The 19,398-nt window shown below is 40.5% G+C and carries 22 protein-coding genes, 2 tRNA genes and 1 other RNA gene; 19 read left to right on the forward strand and 6 right to left on the reverse strand.

Annotation, left to right across the window (positions count from 1 at the left end):
- Positions 1-302: 302 nt before the first annotated feature.
- The 3 genes from nox to pdxT all read left to right on the forward strand — a co-directional run bounded on the left by nox (position 303) and on the right by pdxT (position 3,291).
- Positions 303-1,682 (forward strand): H2O-forming NADH oxidase, encoded by a 1,380-nt coding sequence (gene nox, locus F9B91_RS01405; RefSeq protein WP_150922323.1) that lies wholly within the window; start codon positions 303-305, stop codon positions 1,680-1,682.
- A 151-nt stretch (positions 1,683-1,833) separates the two neighbouring features.
- Positions 1,834-2,709 (forward strand): pyridoxal 5'-phosphate synthase lyase subunit PdxS, encoded by an 876-nt coding sequence (pdxS, locus tag F9B91_RS01410; RefSeq protein WP_000138517.1) that lies wholly within the window; start codon positions 1,834-1,836, stop codon positions 2,707-2,709.
- Positions 2,710-3,291, forward strand: a complete 582-nt coding sequence (gene pdxT / locus F9B91_RS01415; RefSeq protein ID WP_125852045.1) for a pyridoxal 5'-phosphate synthase glutaminase subunit PdxT — start codon at positions 2,710-2,712, stop codon at positions 3,289-3,291.
- Positions 3,292-3,311: 20 nt separating this feature from the next.
- On the opposite strand, the gene trhA is transcribed toward pdxT, so the two are convergent.
- Complete coding sequence (trhA, locus tag F9B91_RS01420) at positions 3,312-3,959, reverse strand: PAQR family membrane homeostasis protein TrhA (protein WP_125852044.1); 648 nt, start codon at positions 3,957-3,959, stop codon at positions 3,312-3,314.
- Positions 3,956-4,402 (reverse strand): DUF1836 domain-containing protein, encoded by a 447-nt coding sequence (locus F9B91_RS01425; RefSeq protein WP_150922324.1) that lies wholly within the window; start codon positions 4,400-4,402, stop codon positions 3,956-3,958. Before F9B91_RS01425 ends, trhA begins: the two co-directional genes overlap by 4 nt.
- Positions 4,403-4,536: 134 nt before the next feature.
- Between F9B91_RS01425 and F9B91_RS01430 the strand changes: the two genes are divergently transcribed.
- The 7 genes from F9B91_RS01430 to trxB all read left to right on the forward strand — a co-directional run bounded on the left by F9B91_RS01430 (position 4,537) and on the right by trxB (position 8,889).
- A complete protein-coding gene (locus F9B91_RS01430; RefSeq protein ID WP_150922325.1) occupies positions 4,537-5,031 on the forward strand; it encodes a GNAT family N-acetyltransferase in 495 nt (164 codons plus the stop codon).
- Positions 5,031-5,540, forward strand: a complete 510-nt coding sequence (locus F9B91_RS01435) for a methylated-DNA--[protein]-cysteine S-methyltransferase (RefSeq protein WP_150922326.1) — start codon at positions 5,031-5,033, stop codon at positions 5,538-5,540. Before F9B91_RS01430 ends, F9B91_RS01435 begins: the two co-directional genes overlap by 1 nt.
- Before the next feature lie 12 nt (positions 5,541-5,552).
- The gene (locus tag F9B91_RS01440; protein ID WP_150922443.1) at positions 5,553-5,909 is read left to right on the forward strand and encodes an arsenate reductase family protein; all 357 of its coding nucleotides are present in this window, start codon (positions 5,553-5,555) and stop codon (positions 5,907-5,909) included.
- A 157-nt stretch (positions 5,910-6,066) separates the two neighbouring features.
- Positions 6,067-6,867, forward strand: a complete 801-nt coding sequence (locus F9B91_RS01445; RefSeq protein WP_001103449.1) for an amino acid ABC transporter permease — start codon at positions 6,067-6,069, stop codon at positions 6,865-6,867.
- Entirely contained in the window at positions 6,867-7,610 is a 744-nt protein-coding gene (locus F9B91_RS01450; protein WP_000590982.1) for an amino acid ABC transporter ATP-binding protein, read from the forward strand. Before F9B91_RS01445 ends, F9B91_RS01450 begins: the two co-directional genes overlap by 1 nt.
- A 77-nt stretch (positions 7,611-7,687) precedes the next feature.
- Positions 7,688-7,912: a DUF4059 family protein gene (locus F9B91_RS01455; protein ID WP_000926599.1), complete on the forward strand. Its 225-nt coding sequence runs from the start codon at positions 7,688-7,690 to the stop codon at positions 7,910-7,912.
- Between the two features lie 65 nt (positions 7,913-7,977).
- The gene (gene trxB / locus F9B91_RS01460) at positions 7,978-8,889 is read left to right on the forward strand and encodes a thioredoxin-disulfide reductase (protein WP_150922327.1); all 912 of its coding nucleotides are present in this window, start codon (positions 7,978-7,980) and stop codon (positions 8,887-8,889) included.
- On the opposite strand, the gene F9B91_RS11395 is transcribed toward trxB, so the two are convergent.
- The 3 genes from F9B91_RS11395 to def are packed head-to-tail and all read right to left on the reverse strand — an operon-like array spanning position 8,886 to position 10,509.
- A complete protein-coding gene (locus F9B91_RS11395; protein ID WP_084886800.1) occupies positions 8,886-9,077 on the reverse strand; it encodes a hypothetical protein in 192 nt (63 codons plus the stop codon). The two genes, trxB and F9B91_RS11395, sit on opposite strands and share 4 nt — an antisense overlap.
- A 47-nt stretch (positions 9,078-9,124) precedes the next feature.
- Positions 9,125-9,853 (reverse strand): 23S rRNA (guanosine(2251)-2'-O)-methyltransferase RlmB, encoded by a 729-nt coding sequence (rlmB, locus tag F9B91_RS01470; RefSeq protein WP_060627964.1) that lies wholly within the window; start codon positions 9,851-9,853, stop codon positions 9,125-9,127.
- 44 nt (positions 9,854-9,897) lie between these two features.
- Positions 9,898-10,509 carry a peptide deformylase gene (gene def, locus F9B91_RS01475; protein ID WP_045611905.1) on the reverse strand — a complete coding sequence of 204 codons (612 nt, stop codon included), beginning with the start codon at positions 10,507-10,509 and terminating at the stop codon, positions 9,898-9,900.
- A 174-nt stretch (positions 10,510-10,683) separates the two neighbouring features.
- On the opposite strand from def, the gene F9B91_RS01480 reads away from it, so the two are divergent.
- From F9B91_RS01480 to F9B91_RS01505, 6 genes are all read left to right on the forward strand, one after another.
- Positions 10,684-12,009, forward strand: coding sequence for a CapA family protein (locus F9B91_RS01480; protein WP_150922328.1), 1,326 nt, complete (start codon positions 10,684-10,686; stop codon positions 12,007-12,009).
- Between the two features lie 21 nt (positions 12,010-12,030).
- Positions 12,031-12,858 (forward strand): HAD family hydrolase, encoded by an 828-nt coding sequence (locus tag F9B91_RS01485; protein WP_049544436.1) that lies wholly within the window; start codon positions 12,031-12,033, stop codon positions 12,856-12,858.
- A gap of 1 nt (position 12,859) precedes the next feature.
- A complete protein-coding gene (locus F9B91_RS01490; protein ID WP_049544438.1) occupies positions 12,860-13,495 on the forward strand; it encodes an SGNH/GDSL hydrolase family protein in 636 nt (211 codons plus the stop codon).
- 61 nt (positions 13,496-13,556) lie between these two features.
- Positions 13,557-13,904, forward strand: a transfer-messenger RNA (tmRNA) gene (gene ssrA / locus F9B91_RS01495).
- A 433-nt stretch (positions 13,905-14,337) separates the two neighbouring features.
- Positions 14,338-14,425: transfer RNA gene (locus F9B91_RS01500), tRNA-Ser, on the forward strand.
- Positions 14,426-14,503: 78 nt separating this feature from the next.
- Positions 14,504-15,415 (forward strand): hypothetical protein, encoded by a 912-nt coding sequence (locus F9B91_RS01505; RefSeq protein WP_060627979.1) that lies wholly within the window; start codon positions 14,504-14,506, stop codon positions 15,413-15,415.
- A 114-nt stretch (positions 15,416-15,529) separates the two neighbouring features.
- Here the strand turns inward: F9B91_RS01505 and F9B91_RS01510 are convergent.
- A tRNA-Ser gene (locus tag F9B91_RS01510) sits at positions 15,530-15,617 on the reverse strand.
- A 161-nt stretch (positions 15,618-15,778) separates the two neighbouring features.
- Between F9B91_RS01510 and F9B91_RS01515 the strand changes: the two genes are divergently transcribed.
- From F9B91_RS01515 to F9B91_RS01525, 3 genes are read left to right on the forward strand one after another with little or no spacing between them, the layout of a single operon-like run.
- The gene (locus tag F9B91_RS01515; protein WP_150922329.1) at positions 15,779-16,519 is read left to right on the forward strand and encodes a DeoR/GlpR family DNA-binding transcription regulator; all 741 of its coding nucleotides are present in this window, start codon (positions 15,779-15,781) and stop codon (positions 16,517-16,519) included.
- On the forward strand, positions 16,516-17,427 hold the full coding sequence (gene pfkB / locus F9B91_RS01520; RefSeq protein ID WP_115253500.1) for a 1-phosphofructokinase: 912 nt from the start codon (positions 16,516-16,518) through the stop codon (positions 17,425-17,427). Before F9B91_RS01515 ends, pfkB begins: the two co-directional genes overlap by 4 nt.
- Positions 17,424-19,376 carry a fructose-specific PTS transporter subunit EIIC gene (locus tag F9B91_RS01525; protein ID WP_150922330.1) on the forward strand — a complete coding sequence of 651 codons (1,953 nt, stop codon included), beginning with the start codon at positions 17,424-17,426 and terminating at the stop codon, positions 19,374-19,376. Before pfkB ends, F9B91_RS01525 begins: the two co-directional genes overlap by 4 nt.
- The last annotated feature ends 22 nt before the right edge of the window (positions 19,377-19,398 follow it).

Here is a 19,398-nt window from a genome sequence, read left to right on the forward strand (position 1 = left end):
CTCCTTTCTCTTATGAAAAGAAGGCTGAAATATAGTAAATTTATATTAAATTTAACCCTTTACATTTTCTTTCCATGATACTAGCATACCATAAAGTCAGCGTTTTCACAAATAAAATTTGTAAAGTTGTCAAGAAATATGCTCAGAAAATATAAAGAGTAATTGTAAGAAAGGCTGATAAAATACAGATTATTTACACTTTTTTACAAAAAAATCGGGAAAATTAGCTAAACTCTTGTAAACGCTAACAGTAAATGTTATACTAGAAGAGTAAATTTAAAATTAAAGGTAGGAATTTTTCTATGAGTAAAATCGTTGTAGTTGGTGCTAACCACGCTGGTACAGCATGTATTAATACTATGTTGGATAATTTTGGTAATGAGAACGAAATTGTTGTATTCGACCAAAACTCTAACATCTCTTTCCTAGGATGTGGAATGGCCCTTTGGATCGGTGAACAAATTGACGGTGCTGAAGGCTTGTTCTATTCTGATAAAGAAAAATTGGAAGCTAAGGGTGCTAAGGTTTACATGAATTCACCAGTTCTTTCAATCGACTATGATAACAAAGTAGTTACAGCTGAAGTTGAAGGAAAAGAACACAAAGAATCATACGAGAAATTGATTTTTGCTACGGGTTCTACACCAATCTTGCCACCAATCGAAGGTGTTGAAATTGTTAAAGGAAACCGCGAATTTAAAGCAACTCTTGAAAACGTACAATTCGTGAAATTGTACCAAAATGCTGAAGAAGTTATCAATAAACTTGCTGACAAGAGTCAACACCTTGACCGTATCGCCGTTGTTGGTGGTGGTTATATCGGTGTTGAACTTGCTGAAGCCTTTGAACGTCTTGGAAAAGAAGTTGTCCTTGTTGATATCGTTGATACTGTCTTGAACGGTTACTATGACAAAGACTTCACACAAATGATGGCGAAGAACTTGGAAGACCACAACATTCGCTTGGCTCTTGGTCAAACTGTTAAAGCAATCGAGGGTGACGGTAAAGTTGAACGCTTGATTACTGATAAAGAAACTTTCGATGTGGATATGGTTATCCTTGCAGTTGGTTTCCGTCCAAATACTGCTCTTGCTGATGGTAAGATTGAACTCTTCCGTAACGGTGCTTTCCTTGTAAACAAGAAACAAGAAACTTCACTTCCTGGTGTATTTGCTGTTGGAGACTGTGCGACTGTTTATGACAACGCTCGTAAAGATACAAGCTACATCGCACTTGCTTCAAACGCAGTTCGTACTGGTATTGTTGGTGCTTACAATGCTTGTGGACATGAATTGGAAGGAATCGGTGTTCAAGGTTCAAACGGTATCTCAATCTACGGTCTTCACATGGTTTCAACTGGTTTGACTCTTGAAAAAGCTAAAGCTGCTGGTTACAACGCAACTGAAACAGGCTTTAACGATCTTCAAAAACCAGAATTCATGAAACATGATAACCATGAAGTAGCCATCAAGATTGTCTTTGACAAAGATAGTCGTGAAATTCTTGGTGCACAAATGGTTTCACATGACCCTGCGATTAGTATGGGAATCCACATGTTCTCACTTGCTATCCAAGAACATGTGACAATTGATAAATTGGCATTGACAGACCTATTCTTCTTGCCACACTTCAACAAACCATATAACTACATCACAATGGCTGCCCTTACAGCTGAAAAATAAAATTTGATGAACTATCTGTCCTTAAGTTAAGGTCAGATAGTTTTTTAATCAATGTGTACCCATACAATTACATTATTTTTATCTTGTGATTCCTTCTAATCTAACTTAAAATGAAATGGTAGCTACCAATACAAATGATGAGGATAAAGAAATGACTGAAAATCGTTATGAACTAAATAAAAACTTGGCGCAGATGCTCAAGGGTGGGGTTATCATGGACGTTCAGAACCCTGAACAAGCCCGTATTGCAGAGGCTGCTGGTGCGGCAGCTGTGATGGCCTTGGAACGAATTCCGGCTGATATCCGTGCGGCTGGTGGGGTTTCCCGTATGAGTGATCCAAAGATGATTAAGGAAATCCAAGAAGCGGTTAGCATTCCAGTAATGGCCAAGGTCAGAATCGGGCACTTTGTTGAAGCTCAGATTTTAGAGGCTATTGAAATTGACTATATCGATGAGAGTGAAGTTTTATCTCCAGCTGACGACCGTTTCCATGTGGATAAGAAAGAATTCCAAGTTCCTTTTGTCTGTGGAGCTAAGGATTTGGGCGAGGCCTTGCGTCGTATCGCTGAAGGTGCTTCTATGATTCGTACCAAAGGAGAACCGGGTACGGGGGATATCGTCCAAGCTGTTCGTCATATGCGTATGATGAATCAGGAAATTCGCCGCATTCAAAACCTACGTGAGGACGAACTTTATGTTGCTGCTAAGGACTTACAAGTCCCTGTAGAATTGGTTCAATACGTCCATGAGCATGGAAAATTGCCTGTTGTAAACTTTGCAGCTGGAGGCGTTGCAACGCCAGCAGATGCTGCGCTGATGATGCAATTAGGGGCAGAGGGTGTTTTTGTTGGATCAGGTATTTTCAAATCAGGCGATCCTGTTAAACGAGCGAGTGCCATTGTCAAAGCGGTAACTAACTTCCGTAATCCTCAAATCCTAGCTCAAATCTCTGAAGATCTAGGCGAAGCCATGGTTGGTATTAATGAAAATGAAATTCAAATTCTCATGGCAGAGCGAGGAAAATAGATGAAAATCGGAATATTGGCCTTGCAAGGGGCCTTTGCAGAACATGCAAAAGTGCTAGATCGATTAGGTGTCGAGAGTGTTGAAATCAGAAATTTAGAAGATTTTCAGAAACATCAGAGTGATTTGTCGGGTTTGATATTACCTGGTGGGGAATCTACAACCATGGGCAAGCTCTTACGTGAGCAGGACATGCTGATTCCCATTCGAGAAGCCATTCTATCTGGTTTACCAGCCTTTGGAACCTGTGCAGGCTTGATTTTGCTGGCTAAAGAAATTACTTCTCAGGAAGAGAGTCATCTAGGAACTATGGATATGGTGGTCGAGCGCAATGCCTATGGGCGCCAACTAGGAAGTTTCTATACGGAAGCAGAATGTAAGGGAGTCGGTCAGATTCCAATGACCTTTATCCGTGGTCCGATTATCATCAGTGTTGGAGAGGGTGTAGAAATTCTAGCAACAGTTGATAATCAAATCGTTGCAGCCCAAGAAAAAAATATGTTGGTAACTTCTTTTCATCCAGAATTGACTGATGATGTGCGCTTGCACCAGTACTTTATCAATATGTGTAAAGAAAAAAGTTGAGATTGAATTTCTCAACTTTTTTACATGTAATAAACAATGGCAATGTATTGGAGGGCAGACGCAGCTAGGATAAAGAGATGCCAAATCATGTGGAAATAAGGTTTTTTCTTGGCGTAAAATCCAGCCCCAACTGTATAACAGAGTCCACCGCTTACCATGAGACTCCAGAAAATTGGCGTTGTTTGACTGATAATGGCAGGAATGATAGCTAGAACCAACCAGCCCATAATCAGGTAAAGAGCAAGGCTAAATTTCTCATTGACTTTTTTAGCAAAGATTTTATAGAGAATACCAAAGATGGTTGTTCCCCATTGGATGGCAATAATTAGATAGCCAAACCAGTTATTCATTAAGGTCAAGACGACGGGCGTGTATGAGCCTGCAATAGCAACATAAATCATAGAATGATCAATGATTCTCAAGACATATTTATGGGTCGAACCATAGGCCATAGAGTGATAAATGGTGGATGAGAGGAACATGAGAAAGAGACTGATGACGAAAATGGAAACGCCGATAGAGGATAAAAATCCGTGTGTCTCATAACTATAGGTGGATGAAATAGGCAGCAAGATGAGCATGATGACTGCACCCACAGCATGGGTCACACTATTAGCAATCTCCTCTCCAAAACTGAGTTGTTTGCTGAGTTTAAGACTAGTGTTCATTGGATTACCTTCTCTTGAGTATGATGGATTAAGGCTAGAGTTTGATGATAGAGTTTAACGGTTTGGCAGCTGGTTTGGATAATGGGATTAGCTGGATCAATTCCTTGGTTCATGTAGTCTACAAAAGCATCGTAGAGTTGATCTGAACTGGCTTGACTTTGGAGAGTATTCAGTGTCTGAGCGATTTCTTGAATTGAAAAGACAGACTTGAGGGTTGTGATAGCGATCAAACGGGCAATCTGTTGGCGTTGGTATTTTTTCTTGTCAGGCTTTGTCAGGTAACCATGTTTGACATAGTTATTGACCATGGATGCTGTCAGGCCCTTGTCTTTATCTGGAGAGACAGGAGCGCAGACCTGATTGACATAGAGTAAAACCTGGTCCAGATAGAGGTCAATGTTTGGAATTTCTGCCCATTTTGGGTAGGAAAAGGTAGTTTTCATTTTCAACTCCTTTTTATCTAGTTTTAATAACTAGATTATAAAATAATAAAAACAGAAAGTCAAGTTTTAACTGCTTGTGAAAAGGCTTAAATTATGCTATGATGGGAGAAACTAGTCAGAAATGAGGAGAAAAGATGGAGATTCGTTTAGCTTTTCCAAATGAAGTAGGTGCCATCATGCAGGTGATGGAGGATGCTAAAAAATGTTTAGCAGATGCTGGTAGTGACCAGTGGCAAAATGGCTATCCAAATGCTGATATTATTATTGAGGATATTATCTCAGGTCAAGCCTATGTAGCCTTGGAAGAGGGAGAACTACTAGCATATGCAGCTGTGACCAAAAGTCCAGAGGCAGCCTATGAAGCCATTTATGAAGGAAAATGGCAAGCTGGAGAGTCAGAGTACCTAGTCTTTCACCGTATTGCTGTGGCTGCAGATGTGCAGGGACAAGGAGTTGCTCAAACCTTCTTAGAGGGTTTGATTGAAGGTTTTGACTATCTAGATTTTCGCTCAGATACGCATGCAGAAAACAAGGCCATGCAGCATATCTTTGAAAAACTAGGTTTTAAACAGGTTGGTAAGGTTCCAGTTGATGGCGAACGCTTGGCCTATCAAAAATTGAAGAAATAATGCAAAAGAAGTACGTAAAAATGCTCTACTTTTCGCCAATTGGTATTCTATCACTGGTAGCGGATGACCATTATTTGTATGGCGTTTGGGTGCAGGAGCAGAAGCATTTTGAGAGGGGACTAGTAGATGAGACGATAGAAGCAGTTGTTAGTCATCCCATTTTAGACCCAGTTATTGCTTGCTTAGATGCTTACTTTAAAGGCAAGCCTCAGGATTTATCCGACTTGCCTTTGGCTCCAATCGGAACGGATTTTGAAAAGCGAGTTTGGTCCTATTTACAGAGAATTCCTTATGGTCAGACAGTGACCTATGGACAAATAGCCCAAGACCTGCAAGTGGCCTCTGCTCAAGCAATTGGTGGAGCAGTGGGGCGCAATCCTTGGTCTATCCTAGTACCTTGTCATCGTGTGTTAGGAGCAGGTAAGCGTCTGACAGGGTATGCTGCAGGAGTGGAAAAGAAAGCTTGGCTCTTGGAGCATGAAGAAGCAGATTTTAAAGATATAAAATAGAAAGTGAAAGATATGTTAGAATTTATCGAATATCCAAAATGTTCAACTTGTAAAAAAGCAAAACAAGAATTAAACCAACTCGGTGTGGACTACAAAGCTGTTCATATCGTCGAAGAAACACCTAGCCAAGAAGTCATTTTAAACTGGCTAGAAACCTCGGGTTTTGAGTTGAAGCAATTTTTCAACACCAGTGGAATCAAATACCGTGAATTGGGGCTGAAAGATAAGGTAGGAAGTCTGTCAAACCAAGAAGCAGCTGAGTTGCTAGCAAGAGACGGAATGTTGTTAAAACGCCCCATTTTAGTAGAAAATGGAATTGTTAAGCAAATCGGTTATCGAAAACCTTATGAAGAATTGGGACTGAAATAGTTTTTATCTATCTCTTTGATAGATAAAATATATAGCCTCCCTGTTTCAAAGTATGATAAACTAGTAGGTAGACAAAGTCTGTACCTGACCGTAGCAAATAATTTCATTGACGGCAGAAGTATGGTAGAATGAATCATTATCAGGAGAGGATGTTTTTATGAATGTTACAACGATTTTAGCATCAGATTGGTACCAAAACTTGATGCAATTGATTCCGGATGGCAAACTTTTTAGCTTGCGTTCGGTCTTTGATGGAATTCCGAGAATTGTCCAACAACTTCCAACAACGATTATGTTGACAATTGGTGGTGCTCTTTTTGGCTTGGTTTTAGCACTTCTTTTTGCCATTGTGAAAATCAATCGTGTCAAAATTTTATATCCCTTGCAGGCCTTCTTTGTTAGTTTCTTAAAAGGGACACCGATTTTGGTGCAACTCATGTTGACCTACTACGGAATTCCTTTGGCTTTGAAAGCTCTCAATCAGCAATGGGGAACTGGTCTCAATATTAATGCTATTCCAGCCGCTGCTTTTGCAATTGTCGCCTTTGCCTTTAATGAGGCAGCTTATGCTAGTGAAACAATTCGTGCAGCCATTCTCTCAGTCAATCCTGGTGAGATTGAGGCGGCACGTAGTTTGGGGATGACCCGAGCGCAAGTTTATCGTCGAGTGATTATTCCAAATGCAGCTGTTGTGGCGACTCCAACTTTAATCAATTCCCTAATAGGCTTGACCAAAGGGACTTCTCTAGCCTTCAGTGCGGGTGTTGTGGAAGTCTTTGCCCAAGCTCAGATTCTGGGTGGAGCTGATTATCGTTACTTTGAGAGATTCATCTCTGTAGCCCTTGTTTATTGGGTAGTCAATATTGGAATTGAAAGCCTCGGTCGTTTCATCGAGAGAAAAATGGCTATTTCTGCACCCGATACAGTGCAAACAGATGTGAAAGGAGACCTTCGTTAATGATTAAGATTTCGAATTTAAGCAAATCCTTTTCAGGACAGACTGTCTTGGATCATCTGAACTTGGATATTCAAAAAGGGGAAGTTGTAGCCTTGATTGGTTCTTCAGGAGCTGGAAAATCAACTTTTCTTCGTAGTCTCAATTATCTTGAAACACCTGACAGTGGCTCTATTCAGATTGATGATTTCTCAGTTGATTTTTCTAAAATCACTCAAGAAGAAATCCTTGCCCTACGCCGTAAGCTGTCTATGGTTTTTCAGCAGTTTAATTTGTTTGAACGCCGAACAGCACTTGATAATGTGAAAGAAGGCTTGGTTGTCGTCAAGAAATTATCTGACCAAGAAGCGACTAAGATTGCCAAGGAAGAGTTGGCTAAGGTTGGGCTTTCTGACCGTGAAAACCATTACCCTCGCCATTTATCAGGTGGACAGAAGCAACGGGTTGCCTTGGCGCGTGCGCTTGCTATGAAACCAGATGTCTTACTCTTAGACGAACCAACTTCAGCCCTTGACCCAGAATTGGTTGGTGAAGTAGAAAAATCTATTGCAGATGCTGCTAAGTCAGGTCAAACCATGATTTTGGTTAGTCATGATATGTCCTTTGTAGCCCAAGTGGCTGATAAGATTCTCTTCTTAGATAAGGGGAAAATCATTGAGTCTGGAACACCGGATGAGATTATCCACCATCCTAAAGAAGAGCGGACAAAAGAATTCTTCGCTAGTTACAAACGGACTTATATTTGATATAATAGATAAAGGAAAACTCAGTTAGCTGGACTAGCTGAGTTTACTCTTTAAAAAAGATAGAAGTGAGAGAAATCATGCTACTGCAACTATTTTCTTTATATTTCGAGAGTTTGATCTTGACCACCATCCTCGTCCTGATTTTTTTAGGGATTTGGATTGGACTAAGAGCCATGTCGGGAGTTGATAAGACAGCCAAGGCTCGCCAAGCCCATCTCTATGATATGATTATGATTGGAGTCTTGGTTGTTCCAGTATTATCCTTTGCGGTTATGAGTTTAATTCTTGTTTTCAAAGCATAATCCTTGCATGATTGACAAGAAAGAGTTAGAATGAAGATAGTTACAACAAGAAAGAAGGAAACTATATGTACGATACTATTATTATCGGTGCTGGACCTGCAGGGATGACTGCAGCCTTGTACGCTGCTCGAAGCAATCTCAAAGTAGGCTTGATTGAAGGTGGTCTGCCAGGCGGTCAGATGAATAATACATCGGATATCGAAAATTACCCAGGATACGCTAATATTAGTGGACCTGAATTGGCTGAGAAGATGTTTGAACCGCTTGAAAATCTTGGTGTTGAGCATATTTATGGTTATGTTGAAAATGTCGAAGATCATGGTGATTTTAAGAAAGTGATGACTGATGACCAAACATATGAAACACGTACAGTTATCGTAGCAACTGGTTCTAAACACCGTCCTTTGGGAGTGCCTGGAGAAGAAGAACTAAACAGTCGTGGTGTTTCTTACTGTGCCGTGTGTGATGGTGCTTTCTTCCGTGACCAAGATTTGTTGGTAGTTGGTGGTGGAGATTCAGCTGTTGAAGAAACCCTCTTCTTGACTCGTTTTGCTAAGACTGTGACCATTGTTCACCGTCGTGACCAACTTCGTGCTCAAAAGGTTTTACAAGACCGCGCCTTTGCGAATGAGAAAATCAGCTTTATCTGGGATTCTGTAGTCAAGGAAATCAAAGGTGAAAACCGAGTAGAATCTGTCGTTTTTGAAAATGTGAAAACAGGTCAAGTGACAGAACAAGCCTTCGGTGGCGTCTTTATCTATGTTGGCTTGGACCCTCTTAGCGATTTTGTTAAAGAATTGAATATCCAAGATAAGGCAGGCTGGATTGTGACAGATAACCACATGAAAACTGCAGTTGACGGTATTTTTGCAGTTGGAGATGTTCGCTTGAAAGACCTTCGCCAAGTAACAACAGCAGTTGGAGATGGGGCCATCGCCGGTCAAGAAGCTTACAAGTTTATCACCGAACATAGTTAATACACTTCGAAAATCTCTTCAAACCACGTCAGCTTCGCTTTGCCGTAGGTATGGGTACTGACTTCATCAGTTCTATCCACAACCTCAAAACAGTGTTTTGAGCTGACTTCGTCAGTCTTATCTACAACCTCAAAGCAGTGCTTTGAGCTGTCTACAGCTAGCTTCCTAGTTTGCTCTTTGATTTTCATTGAGTATAATCATAAAAAAGTTTCCAATCAGATGACTGGAAACTTTTTTATAGTCTATTTCGAAAAACTTCGTACATGAGAATGGCTGCAGCAACACTGGCATTGAGGCTTTGAACATGCCCATTCATAGGTATGGTAATCATCTCATCAACCTGTTTTTTGATGTTGCTAGAGATGCCTTTTCCTTCATTTCCGATGATGAGGGCAATTTTCCCTTTTGTATTCCACTTGTGGCAAGGAGTACCGTTCATATCCGTTCCAAAGGTCCAGAAGCCTTCATCCTTAAGTTTATCTAAGGTTTGACTGAGATTGGTCACTCGGGCGATTGGAACATGCTCAATAGCACCTGTGGCCGTTTTGGCAACGACAGGAGTAACTCCGACAGCACGATGTTTGGGAATGATGACACCTGAAACGTTGGTCGCATCGGCTGTTCTTAAGATGGAGCCTAAGTTGTGAGGGTCGGTTAACCCGTCCAGAATTAATAGCAAAGGATTTTCTTCTTGGCGTGTTTTGGCAAGGATTTGGTCCAGCCCACTATAGGCAAATTCGGACACTCGTAGAACAAAACCTTGGTGGACAGCACCTTCAGTCATCTCAGAGAGGGATTTTTTTGAGGTCCAAGAAATGGAGACCTTCTTTTCTGTAGCTAGTTCCTTGACTTTCTCAACATTCTTACCTCGGAGATCTTCTTGGAGGTAAAGTTTGTTTCCTGTGTTTGCAAGGAGGGCTTCGGTAACGGCGTGGACGCCATAGACAATATCATTTGTTTTCATGCCTCTATTATAACACAAAACCCCGTCTTGCAACGGGATTTTCTTTATTCTAGAATTAGTAAACCATCTTTAACTTCAAATGGGTCTTTTTCATTGATGCGATCGTAAAACATGATGCCGTTGATGTGGTCAATTTCATGCTGAACAACGATGGAGTTGTAGCCTTTGAGTTTGATACGGTGTTTTTCTCCATCCTTGTCAAAGTAGTCAACAGTAACGCGGGCATGGCGAACAACATAGCCAGGTACGTTGCGGTCAACAGAAAGGCACCCTTCTCCTTCGCCAAGAGCAGCGTCTTGAACAGAGTGAGAGACGATTTTTGGATTGTACATAATAGCTTGCAAGTCGTAAGCTTCCTGTGGAGTTTCGCCTTCTTCGACAATGTTTGGCACCAAAACAGCGATAATACGTTTTGAGATATCTAATTGAGGAGCAGCAAGTCCAACCCCACCGCGGAGTCCCATTTTTTCAGCCATTACAGGATCTTGGGAATGTTTAAGGAATTGCATCATCTTTTCTCCAAGGATGATTTCCTGGTCAGACAAGGGGAAAGTAACTTCCTCAGCAACCGCGCGTAGAGTAGGATTCCCTTCGCGGATAATATCGTTCATATCAATTAAGTGAGCAGCTTTTGTAATACGTTCTATAGCAGACATTTTCTCTCCTTTCATTACTTCTACATGATATCACAAAATGACAAGGAATGAAAGCATTATGGCATCGAGCTTTTATAGAAAATGCCTACTAGGTTCGATTCAATTGTGAAAGAATTACTTATCTATGATATAATAAAAAGAAAAGGCTTGCATTAGAAAGTAGGGAGAATGAAGATGCAGAGAAGACAAGATAGACATAAACGTGGACCAGTTTTTCGTTTTATGAGGGGTTTTGTAAACTTTTTTAGGAGTTATCGCAAGTGGAGTAATAAGGGTTTTGTGGCGATACTCTTGCTAGCAGTTGCTTTATCAATGGGCTTGGTCTTGTTGTTTGAAAGTTTCCAAGGAATCCCCTTAACCAGTCAAAAAAAGGATGCCATTTCTCAAGAAGCAAATAAGACCAATCAAAATGCTAAAGATCAGGAAGAGGAAAAAACTGCTAGAATTATGGCCAACGGGGACCTCCTCTATCATATTCCCATCTATCGTTCTGCTTTAAAAGAAGATGGTACTTATGATTTTCATGAAAATTTTGATTATGTGAAACCATGGCTCAAACAAGCAGACTTGATTATAGGTGATTTTGAAGGTACTGTTAACAAGGACCACTATTTGGCAGGTTATCCTCTCTTTAATGCACCTGGAGAAGTCATGGATGCTATCAAGGATGCCGGTTATCAAGTGCTAGACTTGGCGCATAACCATATCCTAGATTCACAAATAGAAGGTGTGGTCTCAACAGCAGATGCTATTGAGAAGGCAGGAATGACACCTATTGGAGTGTATACGCATGAGTCACGTGATCAAGCTCCGCTGGTCATTAAGGAAGTGAATGGTATCAAGGTTGCACTGTTAGCCTATTCCTATGGTTTCAATGGAATTGAGCAAAGTATTTCTCAAGAAGACTATAACCGCTATCTTTCAGACCTAAATGAAGACAAGATGAAGGCTGAAATTGAACGAGCAGAGAAGGAAGCGGATATCACCATTATCATGCCTCAGATGGGTGTGGAATATCGCTTGGAACCAACTGAAGAACAAAAGGCTCTTTATCACAAGATGATCGATTGGGGAGCTGATATTATCTTTGGAGGGCACCCTCACGTAGTTGAACCATCTGAAACGGTTGAAAAAGATGGGGACAAGAAACTCATTATCTATTCAATGGGGAACTTCATTTCCAATCAACGAATTGAAACCATGCAAGATGAAGAGAATGCTAAGTGGACAGAGCGTGGCGTGCTCATGGATGTGACTGTTAAGAAAAAAGCCGGTAAGACGACAATCGAAACTGCCAAAGCGCATCCTTCTTGGGTAAACCGTACACCAAAAGGAACCTATTCTCCAGAAGGTTATCCACTATTCCTATACCAAACTTATATCTTAGAAGATTTTATCGAGGGTGGTAGTCATCGTGACCAGTTAGATGAAGCGACTAAGGAACGAATTGATACAGCCTACAAAGAAATGAACGAACATGTGGGATTGAAGTGGGATTAGCTTGAATCCAGAGGGAAGTAAATGACGATTAAAATAATTGCGACAGATATGGATGGGACCTTGCTGGATGCTAGAGGCCAGCTTGATCTTCCACGCTTGGAAAAGATTTTAGATCAGTTGGATCAAAGGGGTATTCGTTTTGTCATCGCGACGGGCAATGAAATTCATCGCATGAGGCAACTACTGGAGCACTTGGTCGATCGAGTGGTTCTGGTTGTTGCAAACGGTGCTCGTATTTTTGAAAACAATGAACTGATTCAGGCTCAGACTTGGGATGATGCCATTGTCGATAAGGCTTTGACTCGTTTCAAGGATCGAGCGTGTCAGGACCAGTTTGTTGTAACGGGGATGAAGGGTGGTTTCGTCAAAGAAGGTACGATTTTTACAGATCTTGAAAGTTTTATGACTCCAGAAATGATTGAAAAATTCTACCAACGGATGCAATTTGTGGACGAATTAACCTCTGACCTCTTTGGTGGTGTGCTCAAGATGAGTATGGTTGTTGGTGAGGAACGTTTGAGTTCGGTCTTGGAAGAAATCAATGAACTCTTTGATGGCCGTGTTCGTGCTGTATCGAGTGGCTATGGTTGCATTGATATCCTTCAAGCTGGGATTCATAAAGCATGGGGCTTGGAAGAATTACTCAAGCGTTGGGACTTGAACCCCCAACAAATCATGGCTTTTGGTGACAGTGAAAATGATGTTGAAATGCTTGAAATGGCTGGAATTGCCTATGCAATGGAAAATGCTGATGATAAGGCCAAAGCTGTGGCGACGGCTCTAGCGCCAGCCAACAGCCAAGGCGGAGTTTATCAAGTCTTGGAAAACTGGTTAGAAAAAGGAGAATGAAGTGGCAGTACAGTTATTAGAAAATTGGTTACTAAAGGAACAAGAAAAAATCCAAACCAAGTATCGTCACTTAAATCAGGTTTCTGTTGTAGAACCAGACATTCTTTTTATTGGGGATTCCATTGTCGAATATTATCCTCTGCAGGAACTATTTGGGACTTCGAAGACGATTGTCAATCGAGGCATTCGAGGGTATCAGACAGGGCTGTTACTAGAGAATCTAGATGCGCATCTTTACGGTGGAGTAGTAGATAAAATTGTCCTTTTGATTGGGACAAATGATATCGGAAAAGATGTGCCTGTGAATGAGGCTCTCAATAATCTTGAAGCTATTATTCAAACTATTGCTCGCGATTATCCATTGACAGAGATGAAATTGCTTTCTATTTTGCCAGTCAATGAGGGAGAGGAGTACAAGCAGACAGTCTATATCCGCACGAATGAAAAAATTCAGAAATGGAATCAAGCCTATAAAGAACTTGCTTCTGCCTATATGCAGGTAGAATTTGCGCCAGTTTTTGATAGTTTGATAGACCAAGAAGGTCAACTCAAAAAAGATTATACAACTGATGGGTTGCACCTTAGTGTTACTGGTTATCAGGTTTTGACCAAAGCTTTGAAAGACTATCTTGTGTAGTTAGTTGATTTCCTTTTTGCATTTTTGAGTTAGATAAGGTATAATGGTTTTATTGTCTTTTGGGGTCGTTACGGATTCGACAGGCATTATGAGGCATATTTTGCGACTCGTGTGGCGACGTAAACGCTCAGTTAAATATAACTGCAAAAAATAACACTTCTTACGCTCTAGCTGCCTAAAAACCAGCAGGCGTGACCCGATTTGGATTGCTCGTGTTCAATGACAGGTCTTATTATTAGCGAGATACGATCAAGTCTTGTCTAGCGGCTTGATAAGAGATTGATAGACTCGCAGTTTCTAGGCTTGAGTTATGTGTCGAGGGACTGTTAAACTAATACATAACCTATGGTTGTAGACAAATATGTTGGCAGGTGTTTGGACGTGGGTTCGACTCCCACCGGCTCCATTATTAATTGGTGAAACGTTGTTAAATCAACGTTTTTTATTTTGAAGTTCTTTATAAAAACTAAAAAAATGAACTTAACGTTCAAAAATTAGACATAACAAATTAAAAAATATACCGACTTTTATCTCCCTGAATGATATAATGATTGTATATTGTGGGTTTATTGTAATGTTGTGTTTGATTTTCAAAAAGAACAATTATCTAGAAGAAGAGAATATATAACATAGTTTTGAAATGATTCTTGAATTTGAACATTGGGTATAATTGAGTACGATTTTAAAAATTTTTGAATATAGACTTAGATACTTTATCTTGGTTGATAGAGTATTTACTTTAAAATACAAGGGTAACAGGTAAAAAATTAAATAAACAAAAAATGATGTTTATTCGTGATGTTAGGTTTGATAAATCCAATCGTTTTAGTATTTTTATTTTTGGAGAATTACTCAAGAGGCTGAAGAGGACGGTTTGCTAAATCGTTAGGTCGGATAACTGGCGCGAGGGTTCGAATCCCTCATTCTCCGTTAGAATAATCTTGAGATTTTCTAAAGAAACACTCTTAGGGACTTTTTCCAAGAGTAAATTTTATAAAGAGGTGTATTATGAAAAAAGTTAAGTTGCTTGGTATTTTAGCGCTCTCAGCAGTTGTCTTAGGTGCTTGTTCTTCACTTCCGAGTCAGTCAGGGTCGAATTCTGACAAAACCGAACAAACTGATAAGAAAGAAGAATCAGTCAAAGAAAAAGTTACAAAAGATGCTGAAACTTTATTAGATGCAGTTTTGACTACTGATATTGCTAAGTTTAAAAAGATTTACGGCGAAACCTATGAAAAATGGACTGAGGCAGTATTTGCGGTTCAAACTAGTGAAAAGGTAAAAGATGATGGTCTTACACCAGCCTCTACCTATTCTGTTCAATGGCATGCTGATTTCCCTATTGAAACACCAGAAGAAACAATTACTGGTTTCTTAAAAGTAAGACGAAAAATGTTCCAGGAGATTGGTTCTTACTCTATTAAGGATGTTAAGTTAGACGAATCAGGGAGTTCAGCTACTGTAACTTTTACATCTAAAAAGTTGCATTCTAAGGGCTTGGCTTCTTCAACAAGAGACGTTTTAACAACTCTAATTGGAGGGATTGACAACTTAGGTAAGTACAATACTGCGGGATCAAATGTTGATATTAAACGATACCAAACATTAATTTCGTACTGGATTTTTGAGCATCTGTTTAGGCATGATTTTACTATCTATAACGATGTTGACCCTAACTTAGCGTATACACCATTTACTACTGGAGATTTTGATACTGAAATTAAATTAACCAAAGATAAGGATGGCAACTGGCTTATCTCTCAAGAGGATTATCGTACTCTAGCGACTGAGTTAATTGATAATACAGAAGGTTATGATACTGTTGTCCGAAGTAATGTTTCAAAATCTAACGACAAAGGCAAATCTAGTGATAAATCGACAGACAACTCCTCAGATAAAAAAGATAAAAGTAGTATCTGATAATTAGTTTAAAAAGTAAAGCAAGTAGTTTATAATAGCTACTTGCTTTATTTCGTTTTATTAGCAAAAAAGATACAACTTTTGTCGTATCCTAGAAATAATTTTTCTTTTCTACGGAAGACATGGGATTCGAACCCACGCACGCTGTTACACGCCTACCGCGTTTCCAACACGGCCTCTTAAGCCTCTTGAGTAATCTTCCAATACTTACTCAAATAGTCTACCATAAAGCCACTTATCTTGCAATAAAAATTCTGGAAATAAGAAAAATGATAGAATTTGAAAGAAAATGATAAAAAATGCTTGACTTTAAAAAGAAGTGTGATAGAATGAATAGTGTAAACGATAACAGGAGGTGATTCGGTGTTAAAAACAGAGCGGAAACAACTGATTTTAGAGGAGTTAAATCAACATCATGTAGTTTCTCTAGAAAAATTAGTTAGTTTGCTAGAGACCTCAGAATCAACGGTTCGAAGAGATTTGGATGAGTTGGAAACGGAAAACAAGCTTCGTCGCGTGCATGGTGGAGCAGAATTGCCCCATTCCTTGCAGGAAGAAGAAACCATTCAAGAAAAATCTGTCAAAAACCTTCAAGAGAAGAAATTGTTGGCTCAGAAAGCAGCCTCTCTCATTAAGGAACAAGATGTCATCTTTATCGATGCAGGAACAACAACTGCTTTTTTGATTCATGAATTGGTCAATAAGAATGTTACAGTCGTGACCAACTCGATTCACCATGCTGCTCAGTTGGTTGAAAAGCAGATTCCAACTGTCATGGTTGGAGGTAGTGTCAAGATGGCGACGGATGCTAGCATCGGGGGCGTTGCTCTTAACCAAATTAACCAATTGCACTTTGACCGTGCCTTTATCGGGATGAATGGTGTGGACGATGGCTATTATACGACTCCTGATATGGAGGAGGGAGCTGTGAAGCGAGCTATTTTGGAGAATGCCAAACAGACCTATGTCTTGGTGGATTCATCAAAAATTGGACAAACTTGCTTTGCTAAGGTAGCACCACTCAAACGAGCTATTGTTATCACAAGTCAAGGGCATGAGCTCTTGCAGGCTATTAAGGAGAAAACGGAGGTAATAGAAGTATGATTTATACAGTCACACTCAATCCATCCATTGACTATATCGTTCGTTTGGACCAAGTCCAAGTCGGTAGTGTCAATCGTATGGACAGTGATGATAAGTTTGCTGGTGGGAAAGGAATTAATGTCAGTCGTGTCTTGAAGCGCTTAGATATTCCAAATACAGCGACGGGATTTATCGGAGGCTTTACTGGTAAATTTATCACAGATACTTTGGCTGATGAAGAAATCGAGACACGTTTTGTTCAAGTGGCAGAAGATACTCGTATCAATGTTAAAATCAAAGCAGACCAAGAAACAGAAATCAACGGAACGGGTCCAACTGTTGAGCCCGAACAACTTGAAGAGTTAAAAGCCATTCTTTCAAGTCTGACAGCAGAAGATACGGTTGTCTTTGCAGGTTCAAGTGCTAGAAATCTAGGCAATGTAATCTACAAGGATTTGATTGCCTTGACACGTCAGACAGGTGCGCAAGTGGTTTGTGACTTTGAAGGACAGACCTTGATTGATAGTTTGGACTACCAGCCACTTTTGGTCAAACCAAACAATCATGAACTTGGAGCGATTTTTGGGATTAAACTCGAAAGTTTAGATGAAATTGAGAAATACGCGCGAGAGTTACTGGCTAAAGGTGCTCAAAATGTGATTATCTCTATGGCTGGTGATGGTGCCCTTCTTGTCACATCTGAGGGAGCTTACTTTGCTAAACCAATCAAGGGGACAGTCAAAAATTCAGTTGGAGCTGGTGACTCTATGGTTGCTGGATTTACAGGTGAATTTGTCAAATCTAAAGATGCAGTAGAAGCCTTCAAATGGGGAGTTGCTTGTGGAACAGCAACGACATTCTCAGATGACTTGGCAACGGCAGAATTTATTAAAGAAACATATGAAAAAGTTGAGGTAGAAAAAAGATGAAAATTCAAGACCTATTGAGAAAAGATGTCATGTTGCTGGATTTGCAAGCAACTGAAAAAACAGCTGTCATCGAAGAGATGATTAAAAGCTTGACAGACCACGGTTATGTGACAGATTTTGAAACCTTTAAAGAAGGAATTTTGGCGCGTGAAGCTTTGACTTCTACTGGTTTGGGTGATGGTATCGCAATGCCTCACAGCAAAAATGCTGCTGTCAAAGAAGCGACAGTTCTCTTTGCTAAGTCAAATAAGGGTGTTGATTATGAGAGCTTGGATGGACAAGCAACTGACCTCTTCTTCATGATTGCGGCTCCAGAAGGTGCCAATGATACTCACTTGGCAGCCTTGGCAGAATTGTCTCAATACTTGATGAAAGACGGTTTTGCTGACAAACTTCGTCAAGTAACATCAGCTGACCAAGTTATCGAACTTTTTGACAAAGCTTCCGAAAAAACTGAAGAGCCTGTTCAAGCACCTACTAATGACTCTGATGAGTTTATCGTTGCTGTTACAGCTTGTACAACAGGTATTGCTCACACTTACATGGCTCAAGAAGCCCTTCAAAAAGTGGCTGCTGAAATGGGTGTTGGAATCAAGGTTGAAACCAACGGTGCTAGCGGTGTTGGAAACCAACTAACTGCTGAGGACATCCGCAAGGCTAAAGCTGTTATCATCGCTGCAGACAAGGCGGTTGAGATGGATCGTTTCGATGGCAAACCATTGATCAATCGTCCAGTTGCTGACGGTATCCGTAAAACAGAAGAATTGATTAACTTGGCTCTTTCAGGAGATGCTGAAGTCTACCGTGCTGCTAATGGAGCCAAAGCTGCAACAGCCTCTAACGAAAAACAAAGCCTTGGTGATGCCTTCTACAAACACTTGATGAGTGGTGTATCTCAAATGTTGCCATTCGTTATCGGTGGGGGTATCATGATTGCCCTTGCCTTCTTGATTGATGGTGCTTTAGGTGTTCCAAATGAAAACCTTGGCAATCTTGGTTCCTACCATGAGTTAGCTTCTATGTTTATGAAAATTGGTGGTGCAGCCTTTGGTTTGATGCTCCCAGTCTTTGCAGGTTATGTTGCCTACTCTATTGCTGAAAAACCAGGTTTGGTAGCAGGTTTCGTGGCTGGTGCTATAGCAAAAGAAGGTTTTGCCTTTGGTAAAATTCCTTATGCCGCAGGTGGTGAAGCAACTTCAACTCTTGCAGGTGTCTCATCTGGTTTCCTAGGTGCCCTTGTTGGTGGATTTATCGCAGGTGCTTTAGTTCTTGCTATCAAGAAATACGTTAAAGTTCCTCGTTCACTTGAAGGTGCAAAATCAATCCTTCTCTTGCCACTTCTTGGAACAATCTTGACTGGATTTGTCATGCTAGCTGTGAATATCCCAATGGCGGCAATCAACACTGCTATGAATGACTTCCTAGGCGGTCTTGGAGGAGGTTCAGCTGTCCTTCTTGGTATCGTTCTTGGAGGAATGATGGCTGTCGATATGGGTGGACCAGTCAATAAAGCGGCTTATGTCTTTGGTACAGGTACGCTTGCAGCAACTGTTTCTTCAGGTGGTTCTGTGGCTATGGCAGCAGTTATGGCTGGAGGAATGGTGCCACCACTTGCCATCTTTGTCGCAACTCTTCTCTTTAAAGACAAATTTACTAAGGAAGAACGCAACTCTGGTTTGACAAACATCATCATGGGCTTGTCATTTATCACTGAGGGAGCAATTCCATTTGGTGCCGCTGACCCAGCTCGTGCGATCCCAAGCTTCATTCTTGGTTCAGCAGTAGCAGGTGGCCTCGTTGGTCTTACTGGTATCAAACTCATGGCGCCACACGGAGGAATCTTCGTTATCGCCCTTACTTCTAATGCTCTTCTTTACCTCGTGTCTGTCTTGGTAGGAGCAATCGTAAGTGGTGTAGTCTATGGTTACCTACGCAAACCACAAGCATAAAAAATAGAAAAATGAAAAGATT

The sequence above is a fragment of the Streptococcus mitis genome, assembly GCF_008763935.1.
Classification (GTDB): domain Bacteria; phylum Bacillota; class Bacilli; order Lactobacillales; family Streptococcaceae; genus Streptococcus; species Streptococcus mitis_DB.